General features: G+C 70.5%; 4 protein-coding genes (1 of these 4 cut by a window edge). All 4 read left to right on the forward strand.

What is annotated here, in order from left to right; all coding sequences use genetic code 11:
- Tightly spaced (each overlapping or abutting the next), the 4 genes in view from OTER_RS24030 to OTER_RS09960 form a layout consistent with a single transcriptional unit that may run on beyond the window.
- Positions 1 to 7,320 (forward strand): non-ribosomal peptide synthetase, encoded by a 7,320-nt coding sequence (locus OTER_RS24030; RefSeq protein WP_012374785.1) that lies wholly within the window; start codon positions 1 to 3, stop codon positions 7,318 to 7,320.
- Positions 7,317 to 13,052, forward strand: coding sequence for a type I polyketide synthase (locus OTER_RS09950; protein ID WP_012374786.1), 5,736 nt, complete (start codon positions 7,317 to 7,319; stop codon positions 13,050 to 13,052). The genes OTER_RS24030 and OTER_RS09950 overlap by 4 nt, the downstream gene beginning before the upstream one ends.
- Positions 13,049 to 16,312, forward strand: coding sequence for a non-ribosomal peptide synthetase (locus tag OTER_RS09955; protein ID WP_012374787.1), 3,264 nt, complete (start codon positions 13,049 to 13,051; stop codon positions 16,310 to 16,312). The genes OTER_RS09950 and OTER_RS09955 overlap by 4 nt, the downstream gene beginning before the upstream one ends.
- Positions 16,309 to 21,867: the 5' portion of a non-ribosomal peptide synthetase gene (locus OTER_RS09960; protein WP_012374788.1), read on the forward strand. Its footprint extends 5,361 nt past the window's final position; only the first 5,559 of its 10,920 coding nucleotides appear in the window; the start codon lies at positions 16,309 to 16,311; the stop codon falls past the right edge of the window. The genes OTER_RS09955 and OTER_RS09960 overlap by 4 nt, the downstream gene beginning before the upstream one ends.

A 21,867-nucleotide genomic window follows, 5' to 3' on the forward strand; every position in this document is an offset into this window, starting at 1 on the left:
ATGATTGAGCCTTCCCAGAGCAGTCCTGCGCTATCTCCGCTTAAACGCGCGTTCGTCGCGATCGAAGAGCTGCAGGCCCGACTCGCCGCCGCCGAATCCGCTGCGCGTGAGCCTGTCGCGATTATTGGGATCGGCTGCCGTTTTCCGGGCGGAGCGGACACGCCGCAGCGATTCTGGGAGCTGCTGCGCGACGGTCGCGACGCGGTGACCGAAGTGCCGGCGGGGCGCTGGCCGGTGGACGCGTTTTATGACGAGGATCCTGCCGCCGTCGGGAAGATGACGGCGCGACACGGTGGATTTCTGGGCGACATCGAGCGGTTCGATCCGGCGTTCTTCGGCATCTCGCCGCGCGAGGCGGCGAGCATGGATCCGCAGCAACGGCTGCTGCTTGAAGTCGCCCGCGACGCGCTCGGCGCCTCGGGTCGGTGGCGCGACCGGCTCGCGGAGAATCCCGTCGGCGTGTTCATCGGGATCACGACCGCGGAGTTTGGGCAACTGCAGCTCGCGGCGGGCGGACTCAGCGTGCTCGATCCGTATCACATCACGGGCAACTCGCTCAACGCCGCGGCGGGCCGGCTGGCGTTCGTGTTCGGGCTCCACGGTCCTTGCATGGCGGTCGACACCGCGTGCTCGTCGTCGCTGGTCGCGCTGCACCTGGCGATGCAGAGCGTGCGGGCCGGGGAGTGCGAGATGGCCGTCGCGGGTGGTGTGAACCTGATCCTGTCGCCGCTCGGCAGCATCGCGCTGACCAAGGGCGGCGTTCTGTCGTCCGACGGCCGCTCGAAGACGTTCGATGCGGCGGCCGATGGGATGGTTCGCGGCGAGGGCTGCGGGCTGCTGGTCTTGAAAAGACTTTCGACGGCGCGGCGCGACGGCGATCGCGTGCTCGCGGTGCTGCGCGGCTCGGGCGTGAACCAGGACGGGCCCAGCAGCGGGTTGACGGTGCCCAACGGACCCGCGCAAGAGGTGCTGCTCCGACGCGTGCTGGAGCAGGCGCGACTCGAGTCGGCGGCGGTCGACTACCTCGAGGCGCACGGCACGGGCACGGCGCTCGGCGATCCGATCGAAATGGGCGCCATCGGAGCGGTGTACGGGCCGAGCCGTCCCGCCGACCGGCCGCTGTGGATCGGCTCGGTCAAGACGAACATCGGTCATCTCGAGTCGGCGGCGGGGATTGCGAGCGTGATCAAGGTGGTCCTCGCATTGCAGCATGAGGCCATTCCGCCGCATCTGCATTTCACGCGGCCGAGTCCGCACATCGATTGGGCGCAGGTTGCCGCGCGCGTGCCGACGACGCTGCAGTCCTGGCGGCGCGGCGACCGCCCGCGCGTTGCCGCGGTGAGCGCGTTCGGGTTCAGTGGCACCAATGCGCACGTGCTGATCGAGGAGGCCCCGGCCGAGTTGGCGGGTGGCGCCGATGATCCGCGCGGAGTCGTGGCGCCGGCGGTCGTTTACCATCGCGAACGTTTTCCGCTGCCGCGGCCGGCGAGTCTCGCGATGGCCGGCGCGGCGGCGCCAGACGAGCATCCGCTGCTCGGTCGCGAGCTGACGCTGGCCGGGACGGACGAGCGGCGGTTCGAGGCGACACTGTCCGCCACGCAGCCGGGCTGGCTGGGCGACCATCGGCTGCTCGACTGCGCGGTGATCCCGGCGGCGGGCTGGCTGGAGCTGGCGCACGCGGCCGGCCAGAGCGTGTTTGGCAGCGCGATCAATGTCAGGGATTTCACGATCCATGAACCGCTGACGCTGCCCGCGGGTGAGACGCGCGCCGTGCAGACGGTGGTGCACGGTGGCACGGGCGATCGACAGGTGGAAATCTTCGACCGGGCGGAGCACGGCTGGACCCGGCACGTCACCGCGCAAATCGGTCGGCGCGACGAAGTGCCCACGATGGGCGACACGCTGGACGACGTGCGGGCACGCTGTCGAACCGCGGCCGACGTGGACGCGCTGTATGCGGAGTATGCCGCGCAGGGGCTCGTCTACGGGCCGGCGTTCCGCACCGTACGGGCGTTGTGGACGGCACCAGGCGAGGTGCTGGCGGAGCTGGCGCGGTCAGACGTGGACGGATCGTTCGCGGTCGCGCCCGTTTTGCTCGATGGCTGTTTTCAGGCGGCGGGGCGGACGTTCGGTGCGGCGGAGGAGGTTTTTCTGCCGGTCGGCGCGGCCGGGTGGACGGTGTATGCGCCGGCCGGCGACAAGGCCTGGGCGCACGCGCGGGTCCGACCCACGTCGCAAGGCGCGGAGGTGGACGTGACGCTGTTCGATGTGCGGGGGCAAGTGGTGGCCCGACTGGTGCGCCTGCGGCTGCAGCGTGCATCGCGGGCGGCATTGCGGCGGATCGCGCCACCGCGCGACGAAGGCGTCTACGACCTGGACTGGCCCCTCGTGGCGACTGATGCGCCGGAACGGGTACTCGACGGCGACTGGCTGGTGATCGGCGACCGTGACGGTATCGCGAATCGGCTGCGTGCCGCCGGCGCTGACGTTACGACGATCGGCGCAAACGAAATCGCCGAGACGCTGGGTGCGCGCTGGTCATGGCGCGGAGTCGTCTGCCTGACGGCGCTCGATGTTGTGACCGAGGCCCCGCCGACCCACGCCGTCTTCGCTGCCTGGCTGGCGATGGCGCGGTCGCAGCTTGTCGCGGACGGCGTCTGGCTGGTGACGCGCGACGCCGTTGCGGTCGGCGCCGAGCCGGTCTCGCCGGTGGCGTCGGCGCTGGCCAGTTGCGGCCGCGTGTTGCAGCGCGAGCATCCGGAGTGGTCGCTGCGGCTCGTCGACGTCGATGCGCACGACCTGGCGGAGGCGATGCTCGCCGAGTGCGGCCGCAGTGCGGAGGAAGACCAGGTGGCCTGGCGCGCGGGCCAACGGCATGCCGCGCGGCTCGCGGTGCACGAGTTCGGACCGGCGCAGCCGTGGACGGTGCGGGCGGACGCGACTTATCTGATCACCGGCGGGTGGGGTGCGCTCGGGCTGGTGACCGCGGGCTGGCTCGTCGAGCGCGGTGCGCGGCACCTCGTGCTCGCGGGGCGGCGTGAACCCGGCGAGGAAGCGCGCGCGGCTGTCGCAGGCTGGGTTCAGCGTGGAGTGCGCGTCGAGACGCGGCGGCTCGATGTCGCGGACCGGGCGCAGGTCGCGGGGCTGCTGCGCGAACTGCCAAACCTGCGCGGAATCGTGCATGCGGCGGGGGCGATCGCGGACGGCGCGGCGCGGCAGCTCACGCCGGAGCAGTTCGATCGCGTGCTTGCGGCCAAGGCCATCGGCGCGCAGCACCTCGATCAGCTGGCGGGCGAGCTCGATTTTTTCGTGCTGTTTTCGTCGGCCGCGGCGGTGCTGGGCACGCCGGGCCAGGCAAACTACGCGGCGGCCAACGGCTATCTCGACGGGCTCGCGCATGCGCGTCGCGCCCGTGGCCGGCCGGCGCTGAGCATCGCCTGGGCGGGCTGGAGCATCGGATTGGCGGCGGCGGCGGGCGACCGCTACGCGGCGCGCGGGATTCGCGCGATCACGCCGCGGCGCGGCTGTCGTGAACTCGACCGGTTGCTCGCGACGGGCGCGACACAGGCGCTGATCTGGCCGGTGATGTGGCCGACATTTTTCGCCAGCGGCAACGACGATCGCGTGCCGACGTTGCTGGCGAATTTCGCCTCGCACGTACCGCGGCGGGACGCGAGCGATCCGGCGGCCGAATTTCGCGCCAAGCTCGCGGCGGCCGGCGCGGCGACGTCGTCGTTGTTGGAGGAAGTGGCGCGTGCGGAGGTTGGCCGGGTGTTACGGATCGCGCCGGACAAGCTCACGAGCGACCAGCCGCTCAGCACGCTCGGGCTCGATTCGATCATGGCCGTGGACGTGCGGAACCGGCTGCGGCAGGTCACCGGCGCGGACGTGCCGATCGTCGCGCTGCTGGAGAACGGGACCGTCGCGACCGTGGCGACGGCGCTCGGCGCGGCCGTGAGTCTGGTGCGTGACGCTGGCGGCGCGGCGGCGTCGGCGTCGACGGCGGGGCGCAGCCCATCGCCGCACGCACTTCAGCCGGTCGGTGAGGAGCCGCTGTCGATCGGCCAGGAGGCGCTATGGTTTCTGCATCGGGCGGCACCGGAGAGTGCCGCCTACAACACCGCGATTGCGCTCCGGCTGCGCGGCGCGCTGGACCGCGCGAAGGTTAGGCGCGTCCTGGCAGCGCTGCAGGAGCGTCACCCGTTGCTGCGGGCGACGTTTGCTTCCGGTGGCGGCAAGCCGGTGATGCGGATCGCCGCCACGGCGGAGCTCGCGTGGCAGGAGGTGGAAGCGAACGGTTGGACGATCGAGCAGCTGGAGCGCGCGGTGACGGCGGATTACCAGCGGCCGTTCGCGCTCGAGGCGGGGCGGGTGTTCCGCGCCACGCTGTTCGTGCGCGGTGCGGCGGACCACGTGTTGTTGATCGGTGTGCACCACGTCGTGGGCGACGCCTGGACGAACTGGGTCCTGCTCGACGAATTCCGTCAGCTTTACGCCGGCACCGGTCCATTGCCGGCGGTTAGCGGGACGTACTCGGCGTTCGTGCGCTGGCAGCGGTCGCTGCTCGCGAGTCGCGAAGGCGAGGAGCTCCGTCGCTGGTGGCTGCAGGAACTCGCCGGCGAGCTGCCGACGCTCGCGCTGCCGACGGATTTCCCGCGTCCAGCCGTGCTGGAGCCGCAGGGCGCCTCGGTGCCGGTGACGCTGCCAGGTGAAACCTGGCAACGGATCAAGTCGCTGGCGCGCGCGCAGCAGGCCACGCCCTTCGCGGTGCTGCTCGCGGCCTATCACGTGTTCCTCCACCGTCACACGGGGCAGGAGGAGCTGATCGTGGGTTCGCCGACGGCAGGCCGCAGCCGGCCGGAGTTCGCGGGCATCGCCGGCTACTTCGTCAACCCCGTGCCGCTGCGCGCGCGCGTGTCGGGCGCGAGTCCGTTCGCGGAGCTGCTTGCCCAGGTTAAACGCACGGTGCTCGGCGCGCTGGCGCACGCCGACTATCCGCTGCCTGAACTGGTCGAGGCGCTGAAACTGGCGCGCGATCCGAGTCGGCCCGCGCTGTTTCAGACGCTGTTCGTCCTGCAGAAGCCGCCGCAGACCGACGCGCGCGGGGACGCGCTCAAGGCGGCCGGCGCGCGGACGGGGGCCGCGTGGAGCGGGCTGGAGGTGGAGGAATTTCCGCTCGCGCAGATGGAGGGCCAGTTCGAGCTCACGCTCGAGCTCTTCGAGGACGGCGCCGGCAGCTTTAAGTACAACAACCGTTTGTTCTCGGCGGCGACCGCCGGCCGGATGGCGCGGCGTTTCGTGGGGCTGATCGACGCGATCACCCAAGATCCGACGTGCCGGATCGAGGCACTGCCGCTGCTCGCGCCCGAGGAGCGGAGGCTCGTCGTGCAGACGTGGAATGAAACGCCGGCGGCGTACCCGACGGCGCATTGCCTGCACGAGCTGATCGCGCAGCAGGCGACGCGAACGCCGGCCGCGCCGGCGCTGAGTTTCGCTTCGACCGCGCTCACGTATGCCGAACTCGACGCGCGGGCGAACCAGCTCGCGCACGGGCTGCGTCGTGCCGGCGTCGGGCCCGACCGGCTGGTCGGCGTCTGTGCGGAGCGGTCGGTCGACCTCGTCGTCGCGCTGCTCGCCGTGCTGAAGGCCGGCGGAGCGTATGTGCCGCTCGATCCCGGCTACCCCCGTGAGCGACTGGCGTTCATGCTCGCGGATTCGGCCGTGCCGCTGGTGCTCACGCAGGATCACTTGCGCGAGGGATTGCGGGCCGTGGTCAACTCCGCGACCGCGACGGCGCCGCGGCTGGTCGCGCTCGATGCGGAGTGGCCGGAGATCGCGCGCGAGCCGACGACGCCGCCCGCGTCCGGCGTCACGCCGAGCCATCTGGCGTACATGATCTACACGTCCGGCTCGACCGGTCGGCCGAAGGGCGCGTTGAACACCCACCGGGCGATCGTCAACCGGCTGCTCTGGATGCAGGACGCATATCGGCTGACCGCGGCGGACACGGTGATGCAGAAGACGCCGTTCAGCTTCGACGTGTCCGTCTGGGAGTTCTTCTGGCCGCTGCTCGCCGGCGCGCGGCTGGTCGTGGCGCAGCCGGGCGGACATCAGGACGCGGCGTATCTGGCTGACCTCGCTGCGCGCGAACGCGTGACGACGATGCATTTCGTGCCGTCGATGCTGCAGCTGTTCGTGGAACAGCCCGGGCTGGCGCGCTGCGCCGCGCTGCGGCAGGTGTTCTGCAGCGGCGAGGCGCTGCCGTTCGAGCTGCAGGAACGGTTCTTCGCGCGGCATGCCGCCGAGCTGCACAACCTGTACGGACCGACCGAGGCTGCCGTGGACGTGACGGCTTGGCGGTGCGAACGGGGCAGCCGCGAGCGGGTGGTGCCGATCGGTCGACCGATCGCGCGCACAAGGATGTACGTGCTTGATCCCCGGATGCAGCCGGTGCCGATCGGCGTCGCGGGCGAGCTCTACATCGGCGGCATCGCCGTGGGCCGCGGCTATCACGGGCGGCCGGAGCTGACGGCGGAGAAGTTCGTGCCGGATCCGTTTGGCACGGCTGGTGAACGGCTGTACCGTACCGGCGACCGCGCGCGCTGGCGACCGGACGGCGCGATCGAGTATCTCGGCCGGCTGGATTTTCAGGTGAAGCTGCGGGGCTTCCGGATCGAGCTCGGCGAGATCGAATCGGCGCTGCGCGCCCTCGCCGGCGTGAGCGCCGCGGCGGTGCTCGTCCGCGAGGACCAGCCCGGCGACCAGGCTCTGGTGGCGTACGTCGTCGCCGCGGGCGTGCCAGGCGACGCGGCTGGGCTGCGCGGGGCGCTGCGGAAGGAGCTGCCCGAATACATGGTGCCGGCGGAATTCGTGTTCCTACCGGCGCTGCCGTTGTCACCGAACGGGAAGCTCGACCGCCGTGCGCTGCCCGCGCCAGCCCGCGGCCGACCGGAGACGGGAGCAGGTTTCCGCGTGCCGGAATCGGCGACCGAGCAGATCCTTTCTGCGATCTGGGCCGAGGTGCTCGGCCGCGGACGAGTGGGCGTGGAGGACAATTTCTTCGATCTCGGGGGACACTCGCTGAAACTCGGCCAGGTGCACGCGCAGCTCACGGCGCGGTTCCCGAGCGCTCCGTCGCTGCTCGAGTTGTTCCAATATCCCACGATCCGTGCGCTGGCGGCGCGGCTCGACGGCCCGAGCGCGGCCGCACCGGCGAATCCCCCGCTACCGCCGCCGGTCGCCGCGGCACCTGCGCGCGGTGAGGGCTGGATCGATCAGCGGGCGATTCGCCGCGCCGCGCGGGAAGGGAGTCGCCGATGAGCGCCAGCGACAACGAGCCGCTCGCGCGGCCGAACGACATCGCGGTGATCGGGCTCGCGCTGCGCGTGCCCGGCGCGCGAAACGTGGAGGAGTTTTGGGCCAACCTGCGCGCCGGCCGCGAGGCGGTGACGTTTTTCACGGACGAGGAGCTGCGCCGCGCCGGCGTCGAGGCCGCGAAACTGGCGAATCCGCGGTATGTGAAGGCGAACGCCGTGCTGGCGGACGCCGATCGTTTCGACGCCGAGTTCTTCGGCTACACGCCGCGTGAGGCCGAGCTGCTCGATGTGCAGCAGCGCGTGTTTCTGGAGTGCGCGTGGACCGCGCTCGAGCATGCCGGTTACGATCCACTCGCGGTGCCGGGCGCCTGCGCCGTGTTTGCCGGTGCGGGGCTCAATACCTATCTGCTGCGGCAGCTGATGCAGAATCCGGCGGCGGTCGAGTCCGCGGGCGGGTTCCAGGTACTGATCGCCAACGACAAGGATTTCCTCGCCTCGCGCGTCTCGTACAAGCTGAACCTGCGCGGGCCGAGCGTGGCCGTGCAATCGGCCTGTTCGACCTCGCTGGTCGCGATCCACCTCGCGGTGCAAAGCGTGCTCGCGGGCGATTGCGACGTGGCCCTGGCCGGTGGCGTCTCGATCCGCGTGCCGCAAACGGAAGGTTACCTGTGGCAGGAAGGCATGATCCTTTCGCCGGATGGCCACTGCCGCCCGTTTTCGGCGCGCGGCGCGGGTATCATCGGTGGCAACGGCGCCGGAGTGGTGGTGCTGAAACGGCTCGAGGACGCGCTCGCGGACGGCGACACGGTACACGCGGTGATCCGTGGTTCCGCGGTGAACAACGACGGCTCCGCGAAACTCGGCTACACGGCGCCCAGCCAGGAGGGGCAGGAGGCGGTGATTGCGGAGGCGCTGGCGGTGGCTGGCGTGGTGGCGGACGACATCGGCTACGTCGAGGCGCACGGTACGGGCACGCCGCTGGGCGATCCGATCGAGGTGGCGGCGTTGACGCGGGTGTTCCGGCGGACGACGCCGCGCACGCAGTTCTGCGCGCTGGGCTCGGTGAAGAGCAACCTGGGCCATCTCGACACCGCGGCGGGCGTGGTCGGATTCATCAAGGCAGTGCTGGCCGTGAAGCACGGCGAGATTCCGCCGAGCCTGCATGGCGAGTCGCCGAATCCGCAGATCGATTTTGCGTCGAGTCCATTCCGCGTGGCTACGGAGCTCACCGCCTGGCCAATGGCGGCGGAGGCGCCGCGGCGGGCCGGCGTGAGCTCGTTCGGCATCGGTGGCACGAACGCGCACGTGATCCTCGAGCAGCCACCCGCGATGAGGGTTGGGCCCGCGAGCGAAGAGGATCAGTTGCTAATCGTCTCGGCGCGGACCGAGGCCGCGCTGCGCCAGAGCGGTGCTGCGCTGGCCGCGGCGGTGAGCGGCGGGCACCTGCCGCTGGCGGACGTCGCATCGACGCTCGCGCTGGGCCGGCGGGCGTTCGCGCATCGGGCCTACGTGGTGGCACGGGATCCGGCGGACGCGGCGCAACAGCTCCGTGCGGTCGAGCCTGCCGTCGCCGGCGAGCGGATGCGGCAAGTGGCGTTCCTGTTTCCCGGCCAGGGTACGCAATATCCGGGCATGGGCGCCGGGTTGTATGCGGCCGAACCGGTCTTTCGGACGGAGGTTGACCGGTGTCTGGAGTTGTTGCGCCCGCACGTCGATTTCGATCTCCGCGCACTGCTGCTGGATCGGACCGGCGACGCGCGGCTGCTGGCACGCACCGACGTCGCGCAACTGGCGCTGTTCGTCGTGAGCTACGCGTTGGCGCGGCTGTGGGAAGCGTGGGGCGTGCGGCCCGAGGCGATGCTGGGTCATAGCATCGGCGAATGGACGGCGGCGTGCCTCGCGGAGGTGTTCACGCTGGAGGAGGCGCTCCGGCTCGTGGCCGCGCGCGGCCGGCTGATGGCGGCGCAGCCCGCGGGCGCAATGCTGGCGGTCGCACTCGGCGAGGCCGACACGCGTGCGCTGCTCGATGATCGTTTCGACGTCGCCGCGGTCAACGCCGCGGGACAGACCGTGGTTTCGGGGACCATCGCGGCGATGACTGCGCTGGCCGATACGCTGGCAGCGCGTGGGATTGGCTCGACGCGATTGCAGACCTCGCATGCGTATCATTCGGCGATGATGGAGCCCGCGGCCCAAGCGCTGATGAGCGCGTTCCACGAGGTGCCGCGACGCGCGCCGACGCGGCGGTGGATTTCCAGCACGACCGGCACGTGGATCACGCCGGAGCAGGCGGCGGATCCGGGTTATTGGGCGCGGCATTTGCGCGGGACGGTGCGATTCGCGGACGGACTGGCCACGCTGCTCACGGATCCGGAGATCGCGCTGCTCGAGGTCGGCGCGGGCCGGACCTTGTGCGGACTGGCGGAACGGCATCCCGCGCGCGGGACCGGACGGGTCATGGCGCACTCGCTGCACGGAGCGAGGGAGGCAACCACGGATGAGACGACGATGCGCCACGCGCTGGGGCGGCTCTGGGTCGCGGGCGTGCCGATCGCGTGGGCGGAGGTTTACCGCGAGCAGAAGCGACGGCGCGTGCCGTTACCGACGTATCCGTTCGCCGGCGAGCGCTACTGGATCGAGGCCCAGCCCAGTGGCGCGAGGAACGTTGACGTGGGCGGCAAACGTCAGGATCCGGCCGACTGGTTTTATGTGCCGGGGTGGCGGCGGGGACTCGCGCTGGCGGCGTTGCCGCCGATCACCGGCGGCGAATGGGCGCTGATTCCGGACGCGAGCGGCCTGGCCGAGCGGCTGGCGGCGCGGCTGCGCGGGCTCGGCGCAGCGGTGCGCATCGGCGCGGATCCGACGAAGCTGCTGGGCGCCCGCTGGATCGTTTCGCTGCGGGACGTGAGCGCGGCGGACGCTAGCGAGCCGAAGCTCGACGAACTCTGTGCTCTCGGTCGCGTGCTAAGCTCGCAGGCGCTGGCCGAGACGCGACTGACCGTGGTGGCGACGGGACTGCATGCGTTTCCCGGAGAAAATTCCGCGGAGCCGGCGAAGAGCCTGCTGCTGGGGGCCGCGCGCGTGCTGCCGAACGAGATTGCGGGAATGTCTGTCCGGGTCATCGACGTGGCGCGCGCAGAACTCTCGGCGGAGTCGCTGCTCGACGCGCTGATCGCGGAGGCGCGCGGGGGCGAGGACGAGTTCGTCGCGCTGCGCGGTCGCGAACGCTGGATGCAGACGCTCGAGCCGGTGCGGCTCGAGGTGGGCGAAGCGAAGCCCTGCCGACCCGGCGCGGTGGTGGTGATCACGGGTGGGTTCGGCGGACTGGGACTCGCGCTCGCGGAGAGCTTGTTCGAGCGGGCACGGGCGCGGCTCGTGCTCGTGGGCCGGTCGACGGCGGCGGCGGCCGCACAGCAGCGGATCGATGCACTCATCGCGCGAGGCGCGGAGGTCATCACCGCGGTCGCAGACGTCACCGACGAGTCAGCGCTGCAGCGCGTGCATGCGCAGATCCGTTCGCGGTTTGGTGGGTGTCAGGGCGTGATCCATGCCGCCGGCGTGGCGGGCGGCGGAGCGCTGGCGCGTCGCGACCCGGTGGCAGCGGCAGCGGTGCGCGCGGCCAAGGTCGCGGGGACGCTCGTCGTCGACCGGGTGTTCGGCGCGGAGGCACTCGACTTCTTCGTGCTCATGTCGTCGCTGACGGCGCAGCTCGGCGAGTTCGGCCAGGCCGACTACGCGGCGGCGAACGCGTTTCTCGATGCTTACGCGACGGCGCGTCGCCGCGAGGGCGTGCCGATGGTGGCGATCGGGTGGGATGCGTGGCGCGACGTCGGCATGGCGGCGCGGTTTGAGCCGCAGGGTGCGCTCGCTGCGTGGCAGGAGCGGCAAAAGGAGCTCCGATTGACCAACGCCGAAGGAGCCGAGGTTCTCGTGCGCGCGGTCGCAGCCGGGGTGCCGCACGTGATCGTCTCGACGGTCGATCTCGCGTGGCGCCGACGCCAGACGCGCGCGCCCAAGGGTACGACCAGCGGCGCGACGAAGGACGCAGTTCCAGCACGAGCGGCGCATCCGCGACCGGCACTGCCGGTGACGTTTGCACCGCCGCAAACAGCGACGCAGCGGAAGATCGCCGCAGTCTGGGAAGAACTGCTCGGCGTTGCGCCGGTGGGCGTGAACGATGATTTCTTTGCGCTGGGCGGCCATTCGCTGCTGGCGTCGCAAGCGGTGGCACGATTGCGCGACGCGGGCGTGAACGGGTTGACGCTGGCGACGTTCTTCGAAGCGCCGACGATCGTGCGGCTGGCGGCGACGGTCGCCGCCGACAGCGCCGACGAGCCGGCGCTGGTGCCGGCTGCGCGCGCCGGGCGGCTGCCGCTGTCGTTCGCGCAGCAGGCGCTCTGGCTGCTCGATCGAATGGAAGGCCGCAGCGCGCACTACAATGAGTTCGGCGCGCAGCGGATTCGCGGACCGTTGGAGGTGGCGCGGCTGCGGCGGGCACTGGGGATGATCGTCGACCGGCACGAGGTGCTGCGGACGCGATTTGTCGAGCAGGACGGCGAGGCCGCCCAGGTCGTTGATCCGCCGGCGGCGCTGGAGCTGCCGGTCGAGGAACTGCCGGAGTCGCGGCTGGCGGCGCGCGCGGCGGAGATTGCCGGCGAGGCGTTCGATCTCGTGCGCGGACCGCTGCTGCGCGCGCGGCTGGTCAAGCTCGGGCCGGACGACCACGTGCTGATGATCGCGGTGCATCACATCGTGTTCGACGGCTGGTCGTCAGCGGTGTTTTTCCGCGAAGCCATGGCTGCGTATGCCGCGCTCGCGCGGGGCGCGGACCCGGCGTTGCCGGCGCTCGCGGTGCAGTATGCTGATTACGCGGTGTGGCAGCGGCGCTGGCTGACCGGCGCGCGGCGCGAGGCGCTCGCGGCGTTTTGGAAGGAGCAGCTTGCGGGTCCGCTGCCGGTGCTCGCGCTGCCGACGGATCACCCGCGGCCGGCGACGGCCGGGCATCGCGGTCGGCGGCTGCCGCTGGAGTTTGGTGCAGACCTGACGAGCCGACTCCGGGCGCGCGCCCAGGAGCAAGGCGCGTCGCTGTTCATGCTCGTCCTAAGCGGATACGGCGCCGTGCTTGGGCGCACGGCGGCTCAGGAAGAGGTGATCGTCGGTTGCCCGATGGCGGGCCGGGAGCGGCGCGAACTCGAGCCGTTGATCGGCTTCTTCATCAATCCGCTGCCGATCCGGATCAGCCTGGCCGGGGCACCGCGGCTGACGGATGTGGTCGAGCGCGTCCGAGGTCGGGTGGTGGCGGGATTCGCGCACGCGGCGTTGCCCTTCGAGCAGATGGTCACGGCGGTGCAGCCGCCGCGCGATCCGAGTCGCTCGGCGGTTTTCCAAACCGTGCTGACCTTCCAGAATGCGGCGGGTGTTTCGGGCTCGGCAGCGGGGACGTCGCTGCAGCTGGAGCCGTGGGAACGCGACGAAGTCCCGGTGCGGACGGACTTGGATTTCTACTGCTGGGAAACGCCGGATGGGCTGCGCGGCTATTTCGTCTACAACGTGGATCTGTTCACCGCGGCGACGGTGCAGCGGCTCGCGACGCGATTGCGGAAGGTCCTCGAAACGCTGGCGGCAGACCCCGCGACCCGGCTAGCGGCCGTGGCGTTCGAAGCCGCCGCGCTGCCGGCCTTGCGACCGGTGCGGAGCACGCCCACCCCGAACGCACCGAAGCTTTCCGTGCCATGAGGTTCCCGCTCTCGTCTCATCAGGAACGTCTTTGGTTCATCGACCAGTTCGAGGCCGGTCACGTCTACCCGGCTGCACCGACGTATCACAATATTCCGCTGCTGTTGCACGGCCGCTGCTGGCTGGATGGCGCGCGGCTTGCGGCGGCGTGGCGGCAGCTCGTCGCGCGGCACGGGGCGTTGCGCACGCGGATCGTGGCGGACGGCGCCGGCGCGCTGCAATCCGTGGAGGCTGAGATCGATGCGCCGTTGATCGAACGACATCTCGGTAACGTCGATGCTACCGCAGCGCTGGAGGCGGCGCTCGCCGATGCGCAGCAGCCGATTGCGCTCGGTCGCGACTCGCTCGTGCGCGCGACGTGGTGGCGCTACGGGCCGGCCGAAGGCGAGGAGTTTGTGCTGGCGATCACGCTGCACCACCTGGTGGGCGACAAGCCCTCGCTGCGGATCCTGGCCGAGGAGCTGGCCGCGCTGCTGCGGGGCGAGGGCGGCACGTTGCCGGCGCCGGAGCTGCAGTATGCGGATTTCTCGGAATGGCAGCGCACGCTCCCGGCGGACGCGTTGGAGCCACTGCTGTTTTATTGGAAATGGCAGCTGCGCGGCCGGCTCGCGGCGCTCGAGCTGCCGTCGGCGCGGCCGCGACCCGCGGTGCACACGTTCACGGCCGCGCACCACCGGTTCGCGTGGGAGGCGGGGCTGGTTGGTGGGCTGCGGGCGCTGGCGCAACGCATGGAGGTCGAGCCCGCGGTGGTCGCGCTGGCCGCGTTTCAGATCCTGCTCCACCGCTATGCGCGGCAGGACGAGATTGTCCTGGGCACGAGCTTCCCGTGTCGCCGTCAACCGGGTTCCGAGCGACTGGTTGGTCCGGTGGCCAATCTCGTCGTGCTCCGGCAGACGCTTGCGGATAATCCGGCCGGCACGACCGTGATCGGGGAATCGGCGCGGATCTGGGGCGAGGCCCGCGAACACCAGGAGATGCCGTTCGATCCGCTGGTGCTCGCGCTGAATCCGGAAAAGGACATGAGCCGGACGGCGCTGTTCGACGTGCTCTTCGGCTACGAAGACGCGCCGCTGCCGGTGTTGGACCTCGGCGGCGGCGGGACGGCGCATCAGGTCGACGCGAATCTCGGGCTGGGGAAGTACGACCTGAACCTGGCGCTGCAAGCCGAACGCGACGGCGGCATGACCGGTGCGCTGGTGTACAACGCGGACCTCCACGACGCCGGGTTCATCGAGCAGATGATGCGGCACTACACGCGGATCGTCGCCGCGCTGGTCGCCGAGCCGGAGCGGCGGATCGACGAGATCGTGTTGCTCGATGCGCAGGAGGAACGGCAGCAGCTCGAAGCCTGGAATGCCACGGACGCGCACGCGCCGCGCGAGCTGACGCTGCACGCGTTGTTCGCGGCGCAGGTGCGGCGGACGCCGGAACGGATCGCGATCAATTTTGGGGCGGAACAGCTGACGTATGCCGAGCTCGACGCGCGGGCGAATCGGGTCGCGCAGCGGCTGCGCCGGCTCGGCGTTGGACCGGATGCGCTGGTCGGGCTGTATTTCGAGCGCTCGATCGAGCTGATCGTCGCGATCCTCGGTGTGCTGAAATCCGGCGGTGGTTACCTGCCCTTTGATCCGATTTATCCGCCGGAGCGGATTGCCTTCATGCTGGCCGACGCGCAGCCGCGCGTGCTGCTGACGCAACCGGAGTGCCTCGAACGCGTGCAGCGCGTGATCGCGACGCTCGCGGCGGAAACCGGCGGTGGCGAGGTCGCGGCGGCGTTGACGGTCGTCGCGCTCGAGGATGGCGCGGCACTGCTGGCGGACGAGTCCGCAGCCGCGCCGGAGGAGATCGCGCGACCCGAGCATCTGGCCTATTGCATCTACACCTCCGGCTCGACCGGCCGGCCGAAAGGCGCGCTGATCGAGCACCGACAGGTGGTGCGGCTGCTCCTGAACGACCGGCTGCCGTTCGCGTTTGGCGCCGACGACGTGTGGACGCTCTTCCACTCGTGCTGCTTTGATTTTTCGGTGTGGGAGATGTACGGCGCGCTGCTGTATGGCGGGCGGTTGGTGATCGTGCCGCGCGCGGTCGCCCAGGATCCGGCAGCCTTCGCGGAGCTGGTCGCACGCGAGCAGGTGACCGTGCTGAACCAGACCCCGACGTCGTTCTATCAATTCGCGCGCACGGTCCTGGCGCGGCGGGAGCAACTCGCGCTGCGGGTGGTGATCTTCGGCGGCGAGGCGCTCGCACCCCTGCACCTCCGCGAGTTCCGGGCTGCGTATCCGGCCGTCCGACTCGTCAACATGTACGGCATCACCGAAACCACGGTGCACGTGACCGTCGAGGACGTGAGCGACGTGGACATCGCGGCGAATCGCAGCACCATCGGCCGGCCGATCCCGACGACGACGACGAATCTGCTCGACGGGCAGCTCCAACTCGTGCCGGTCGGCGTGCCCGGGGAAATCTGCGTGGGCGGCGAGGGCGTGGGTCGCGGTTACCTCAAGCGCGACGAGCTGACGCGCGCACGATTTGTGGTGAACCCCTACCGTTCGGCCGAACGGCTCTACCGCTCGGGGGACCTCGCGAAGCAATTGCCGGACGGGCGGATGATCTATCTCGGCCGGATCGATGATCAGGTGCAGATCCGGGGCTTCCGCGTCGAGCTGGGCGAGATCAAGACGCGGCTGCTGCAACATCCCGCCGTGTCCGAGGTGGAGCTGATCGCGCGGCCGGGGGCGTCGGGCGCGCTGGAGCTTGTCAGCTACTACGTGCCCCGCACCGAGGTCGCGACGACCGAGCTGCGAAGGCATCTCGTCGCCACGCTACCGGACTACATGGTGCCCTCGGCGTTTGTGCCTTTGCCGGCACTTCCGCTTACGTCCAACGGCAAGGTGGACCGTCGCGCGCTGCCCGAGCCCGCGGCGCTCGGGGACGGTGCCGCGGCGGACTACGTGGCGCCCCGCACGCCGACGGAGGAGAACGTCGCCGCGATGTTTGCCGAGGTGTTGCGGCAGGAGCGCGTCGGCGCGAACGGCCATTTCTTCGAGCTCGGCGGTCATTCGCTGCTCGCGACCCAGCTGATGTCGCGGGTGCGCGAACGTTTCGGGCTCGAGCTGCCGCTGCGGCACGTGTTCGAGTCGCCGACGGTGGCGGCGCTGGCGGCGGTGATCGACGCGCAGGTCAAGGCCGCACCGAGCGCGTCCGCGCCGGCGAGCATTCCGCGCGCGGCGCGGCGAACCCTAACGAAGGGACCGGAGTGAGCACCGTGGACACAGCGCTCGTGACTGCACCCGCGTCGTTTGCCCAGCGACGACTCTGGTTCCTCGACCGGTTTGAACCGGGCACCGCGGTCTACAACATTCCGCTCGCCGTTTGGCTGAGCGGGAAGCTCGACCGGGCGGCGGTGCAGCGGGCGCTGGAGGCGATCGCCGCGCGGCATGAAACGCTGCGGACCACTTTTCTGGCGGAGGAGGGCGAGGTGATGCAGGCGATTCACGCTTTGATTCCGTTGCCGTGGCGGATCGAACCCGTGGCGGACGAGCCGGCGCTCGCGGCGGCGATGGCGGTGGAAGCGCGGCGCTCCTTTGACCTCGTGGCGGGACCGTTGTGGCGCGCGGTGCTGTTTGCGTGCGCGGAGGAGGATCACGTGCTGCTGCTGACGCTGCATCACATCGTCTCGGACGGCTGGTCGCTGGGCGTGCTGGTGCGGGAGTTCTCGCAACTGTACTCGGCGTTCGCCGCCGGTTCCGACGCGGCGTTGCCCGAGCTGGAGATCCAGTATGCCGACTTTGCGGCCTGGCAGCGCGAGCAGGGAGCGGGCGAGCCGGCGCAGCGACAAATCGCCTTTTGGCGCCGCGTGCTCGCGGGTGCGCCGACCGCGCCGCTGCTGCTGACCGATCGGCCGCGGCCGGCGGTGATGACGACGGCGGGACGCACGCACCGCTTCGAGCTCGCGCCGGCGCTGACGCGGGAGCTGCACGAACTGGCGCGGCACGCGGGCGCGTCGTTGTTCGCGGTGCTGTTGAGCGGATTCGCCGTGTTGCTGCGGCGGTGGAGCGGAAGCGAGGACCTGGTGATTGGCACGCCGGTGGCGAATCGCACTCGCCGCGAGATCGAGCCGCTGATCGGATTTTTTGTGAACACGCTCCCGCTGCGGATCGACGCCGCCGGGGAGCCGACCGGCTGGGCGCTGGTGGAGCGGGTGAGCGCGCTGACGCTCGAGGCGCTGGCGCATCAGGACGTGCCGTTCGAGCAACTCGTGCAGGAGCTGCAGCCGGACCGGGCGCTGGGACACACGCCGCTGTTCCAGGTGCTGTTCGTGCTCCAGAACGCGCCGGTGGGCGCGCTGCGGCTGCCGGGGCTCGCCGCGGCGCCGGTGGAAGTGGACACCGGCACAGCCAAGTTTGACCTCACGCTCGCGCTCGAGGAGAGCGGCGGGCGCTTGATCGGCCGGCTGGAGTATAACTGCGACCTGTTCGAGGACGCGACGGCGGCGCGGATCGCGGCGCAGTATGAATTCTTGTTGAGCGAACTCGTCCGTGCGCCCGGCGCGTCCATCGACGCGCTGCGGCTGCAGGATGCGAAGGCGGACGCGGGGCTGCTGCAGCGCTGGAATGCCACGGCGCGGCCGTACCCGGAGCGCAGCCTCGCGGGCCTTTTTGCGGAGCAGGCGGCCCGCACGCCGGACGCGACGGCGGTCCGGTTCGGCGGAGCCCGGCTGAGCTATGCGGAACTCGATGCGCGGGCGAACCGGCTCGCGCACGTCTTGCGGGCGCGGGGCGTCGGACCCGACCAGCCGGTCGCGCTTTGTCTCGAGCGCTCGCTGGAACTCGTCGTGGCGCTGGTGGCGATCGTGAAGGCGGGCGGCGCGTACGTCGGGCTCGATCCGGAGTATCCGGCGGCGCGGCTCGCGCTGATGCTGGCGGATGCCGGCGTGCGCGTGCTCGTCACGCAGGAGGCGCTGGCGGACCAGCTCACGAGCGCGATCGCCGCGAGTGGCGCGACGACCATTTCCCCGGTGATCCTGGAACGCGCGGCCGCGGAACTGGCCGCCGCGCCCGGGACGGATCCGGGCGTGCGGGTGACGCCGGATCATCTCGCGTACATTAGCTACACCTCGGGTTCGACGGGCCGGCCGAAGGGCGTGGCGATTCCGCAGCGCGGCGTGGTCCGGCTGGTGAAGAACACGGATTTCGCGGAGTTCGGGCCGAAGGAGGTGTTCCTGCAGCTGGCGCCGGTGGCGTTCGACGCGTCGACGCTGGAGCTGTGGGCGCCGCTGCTCAACGGCGGCACGCTGGTGGTGATGGCGCCGGGCACGCCGACGCTCGAGGCGCTCGGGGCGACGATTCGCACGGAGCGGATCACGACGCTCTGGCTGACGGCGGGGCTGTTCCACCTGATGGTCGATGAGCGGCTCGACGATCTGCGTGGGGTGCGGCAGTTGCTGGCGGGCGGCGACGTGCTGTCGGTGGCACACGTCCGGAAGTTTCTGCGCGAGGTGCCGGCGTGCCGGCTGATCAATGGCTACGGGCCGACGGAGAACACGACGTTCACGTGCTGCGCCACGTTGCGCGAATCCGACCTCGCCGGCGGTTCGGTGCCGATCGGTCGGCCGATCGCCAACACGCGCGTATATGTGCTGGACGCGGCGCTGCGGCCGGTGCCGATCGGCATGCCCGGCGAGCTGTTTGCGGGCGGCGACGGACTCGCGCGCGGCTACGTCGGGCGGAACGAGCTCATGGCGGAGAAGTTCGTCGCCGATCCGTTCTCGTCGGATCCGCGCGCGCGGCTCTACCGCACGGGCGATCGGGTGCGCTGGCGGAACGATGGCACGCTCGAGTTTCTCGGCCGGCAGGATCAGCAGGTGAAGATTCGCGGCTACCGCGTCGAGCCGGCGGAAGCCGAGGCGGCGCTCACGGCCGAGCCAGGCGTGCGTGCCGCAGTGGTGGTCGTGCGCGAGCACGCCGGCCACAAGCGGCTGATCGGCTACGCGGTCGCGGACGGTACCAGTGGCGACACGCTGCGAACGCGGCTCCAGGCGCGGCTGCCGGAGTATCTGGTGCCGGCGGTCGTCGTGACGCTGGAGGCGCTGCCGCTGACGCCCAATGGCAAGGTCGACCGCGCGGCGTTGCCCGAGCCGGACACGAGCGCGGTGCAAACGACGGACGCGCCGCGGACACCGGCGGAGGAAGTGATGACGCTGCTGTGGGCGCGCGTGCTCGGCGTCGAGCGCGTGGGCGTAGAGGACAATTTTTTCGCGATCGGCGGGCATTCGCTGCTCGCGACGCAGCTGGTCACGCGGATTCGCGAAGCGTTTGGCGTGGAGCTGCCATTGCGTGCGGTCTTCGAAGCGCCGACGGTGCGCGCGCTGGCGCAGCGGATGACGGCGGGCGGCCAGGCCGGCGGTGCGGTGCCGCCGGCGCTGCGGTGCGTCGAGCGGGGTCGCGACTTGCCGCTGTCGTTCGCGCAGGAGCGGCTCTGGTTCCTCAACCAGCTCGAGCCGGGCAATCCGTTCTACAACATGCCGGCGGCGCTGCGGCTGCAGGGCCGGTTCGACGTGCCCGCGGCGGCGGGTGTGCTGCAGGAGCTCACGCGACGGCACGAGTCGCTGCGCACGACGTTTGCCGCGGTGGAAGGCCAGCCGGTGCAGGTGATCGCGGCGAGTGCGCAGGTGCCGCTGCCGGTGATCGACCTCGCGGCACTCCCCGCGGCGGAGCGCGCGGACGCGGCGCGGCGTTGGACCGCGGAGGAGGCGCGGCGGCCGTTCGACCTGGCGCGCGGGCCATTGCTGCGGGCCGCGCTGCTGCGGCTCGCGGACGACGAACACATCCTGCTGCTGACGATGCATCACATCGTCTCGGACGGCTGGTCGATGGGCGTGTTGACCCGCGAGTTGGGCGAACTGTATGCGGCGGCCACCGAGGGGCGCGCGTCACCGCTGCCGGAGCTGTCGATCCAGTACGTGGATTTTGCCGTGTGGCAGCGCGGCTGGTTGCGCGGCGCAGTGCTGGCGACGCAGCTCGACTATTGGAAACAGCAACTCGCGGGTGCGCCGCCGGTGTTGAAGTTGCCGACCGACCGCCCGCGGCCGGCGGTGCAGAGCTTCCGCGGCGGCAGCCACGCTTTCCGGCTCGATGGCGAGATCACCGCCCAGCTCCAGGCGCTGAGCCGGCGCGCCGGCACCACGCTGTTCATGACGCTGGAGGCGGCGTTCGCGGTCCTGTTGTCCCGATACAGCGACCAGCCAGACATCGTGGTCGGCACGCCGATCGCGAACCGGCATCGGGCAGAGATCGAGCCGCTGATCGGGTTCTTCGTGAACACGCTCGTGCTGCGGAACGATCTCACCGGCGAGCCGAGTTTTCTGGAGCTGCTCGGCCGGGTCCGGCGCGCGGCGCTGGACGCGTATGCGCACCAGGATCTGCCGTTCGAGCGACTCGTCGACGAACTGCAGCCCGAGCGTGACCTGAGTCGGAATCCGATTTTCCAGGTCATGTTCGCGCTGCACAACACGCCGCACCGTGAGCGCGTGCTGCCGGGCCTGACGATCACCGATCTCGCGGCAGAGCGGATCTCCGCGCAGTTCGACCTCGTGCTCGATGTCTGGGAAACATCGGACGGACTGAAGGCGGTGCTCGAGTATGCGACCGACCTGTTCGATCCCGGCACGATCGAGCGGATGGCGGGCCACTGGCGGACGCTGCTGGCGGCGGCGGTGGCCGCGCCCGAGACGAGTGTTGCGCAGCTGCCGCTGCTCACGGCCGCGGAGCGAAGCCAGCTGCTCGACGCGTTCAACGCGGCGCAAATCGATTATCCCGACGATCGCACGATCCAGCAGCTGTTCGCCGCGCAGGTCGCGGCGACGCCAGAGCGCGTGGCGGTGGTGCACCGCGAGCGACGATTGACGTACGCCGAGCTCGACGCGCTTGCGAACCGGATTGCGGTTCGGCTGCGCTGCGCCGGCGTGCAGCGCGGCGATTTTGTCGCGATACTTGACGAGCGCGGCGTCGAATTTCTCGCCGCGATGCTGGCGATCCTTAAAGCCGGGGCGGCGTTCATCCCGATCGATCCCGGCTATCCGGAGGAACGCGTGCGGCACATGGTTCACGACAGCGCGGTGCCGGTGCTTATCACGCGCCGCAGCGTGTGGCAGCGGCACGGCGCGGAGCGGCTGCGACCGGCCAGCCTGCGCGAGGTGTTGCTGCTGGACGAAGTCGACAACGCGTGCGCCGAATCTTCGGGCGCAACCGCGGCGCCGGTGGCCGGTGCGCCGGGCGATGCCGCGTACATGTTGTACACGTCGGGCTCCACCGGCGCGCCGAAGGGTGCGATCGTGCGGCACAACGGCGCGATCAATCACATTTTTGGGCAGTTCCGCGAACTGGAGTTCACGCCGGGCACGGCCTTCCTGCAAAGCGCGCCGTCATCGTCGGATATTTCGGTTTGGCAATTCCTCGCGCCGCTGCTGATCGGCGGCCGGACGGTGATCGCGGATTTCGAAACCGTGTGTGACGCGGCGCAGCTTTTCCGGCTGGTGCGCGACGAGGGGATCACGCTGATCGAACTCGTGCCGGTGGTGCTAAAGGAGTTTCTCGACCACGCCGCCACGCTGCCGGCGCCGCGACGTGCGCTGCCGGCGCTGGCGTATGCGATGGTGACCGGCGAGGCGGTGTCGGTCGCGCTGGTGAACCAATGGTTCCAGCTGTATCCGGCGATCCGATTGGCCAACGCCTACGGTCCGACCGAAGCGGCGGACGACATTTGCCAGGCGATGTTGAGTGGCCCGCTGCCGGTGGACGCGCCGACGGTGCCGATC

It is taken from the genome of Opitutus terrae PB90-1 (assembly GCF_000019965.1).
In the GTDB taxonomy this organism is placed as follows: Bacteria; Verrucomicrobiota; Verrucomicrobiia; order Opitutales; family Opitutaceae; genus Opitutus; species Opitutus terrae.

Bases quoted from the DNA above. Each gene is read 5' to 3' on its own strand.
- OTER_RS24030 (WP_012374785.1), top strand. From the start codon at position 1: ATGATTGAGCCTTCCCAGAGCAGTCCTGCGCTATCTCCGCTTAAACGC.
- OTER_RS09950 (WP_012374786.1), top strand. From the start codon at position 7,317: ATGAGCGCCAGCGACAACGAGCCGCTCGCGCGGCCGAACGACATCGCG.
- OTER_RS09955 (WP_012374787.1), top strand. From the start codon at position 13,049: ATGAGGTTCCCGCTCTCGTCTCATCAGGAACGTCTTTGGTTCATCGAC.